The 1,135-nt window shown below is 58.7% G+C and carries 1 protein-coding gene; it reads right to left on the bottom strand.

All coding sequences use genetic code 11. The features are described from left to right. Positions 1-479: 479 nt before the first annotated feature. The gene (locus ACXJ7R_RS33730) at positions 480-647 is read right to left on the bottom strand and encodes a hypothetical protein (RefSeq protein WP_167392245.1); all 168 of its coding nucleotides are present in this window, start codon (positions 645-647) and stop codon (positions 480-482) included. Between the last annotated feature and the right edge of the window lie 488 nt (positions 648-1,135).

The following is a 1,135-nucleotide window of genomic DNA, read 5'->3' as shown; positions in this document are numbered from 1 at the left end:
GGTTCACTCCACGTAAGAGGCACTGTTTCTCCTAGCGGGACGCAGGCGCGGTCCGGAGCGCGTCAAGCGGTTGCTGAAGCCGACCGTTGAGACCGATTATTTCCTCGAGCGGCTTCATCACGTCGCCCTGGTGGATGGCACGAATAGGTCGGCGACAGCCTGAAGGGCAGCCCGGCGACCTTGCTGCAGCGCCCGCTCGCGGGATCACGCCACGTCACGTTGCTAGCGGCTAACGGTGATTTCCAAGGTTTCCAAACACTATCGGCAGGTCCGCGCGACATTGGACGCGGGAACGCTTAAGCCCAAGGCTTCCGCGATCACACCATAGGCTAACGCGATCATGCAGTACACAATACAACTACAAGCGGTCGATTCCTTAGGGATGTAGCCACTCCGAAAGCCCGCCGCGGGTCGCTCCCGTGGCGGGCTTTTCATCGATCGGGTTTCGGGCTTCCATCAGGATGGCCTTGGGTAGACCGTCAGCGTCCCTTCTTGACCTTCGGCGCAATCTCTTCAATTCGCACCTTGTCCCCGATTTCCTTGGCCAAAGCGAAGGCCTTCTCCTTGTCCTTCGTTGACAGGACTGTGCGCCAGTGAGGTTTCTCGAACACGCTCACAACATAGGTCGGCACCGGCTTGTCAGTCATCCTTCCGGCCTTCGGAAATGGCCGGTGCGGTGGATGCTTGRGTGAAGCGCGCCGCACCGGCCACTGTAATAGCGGAAAATCCCCCGCGCTGATAAGTCTATATTATATTAGAGGTCGCACAATTAAGACTGAAGTCCTTGTTTCGCCGGCCCTAAAGGCCCGCTCTCGCGGTGTACGGGCTTCGCGCAAAAAACCGACCGGCTTCCCGGCGGATGACGGCGAAAATGYAGCCACGACATCGTCATGGAGCGGGAGTTCGAGCGCAATGATCCCGGCGCTGGCGCACCCTGATCTCGATTGCGCTGGCAAGCCGGGGAGACTGCGAACGAAGCGAAAGCGGGAGTGGCCGGCGGACGGCCACAACGAGATGTTGGCGCGACCGCAAAATGTATCGTTTTACACAATTTCCAATTGCTGGACTCGCGCGATGCATCGGTAGTTTAATTTTTGCATCGAGCCAAGGAGTGGAAGGTCGCGAACTGGGAGGA

This window comes from Mesorhizobium sp. P5_C1 (assembly GCF_054049815.1).
This window is presented reverse-complemented; position numbering and strand designations above follow the sequence as displayed.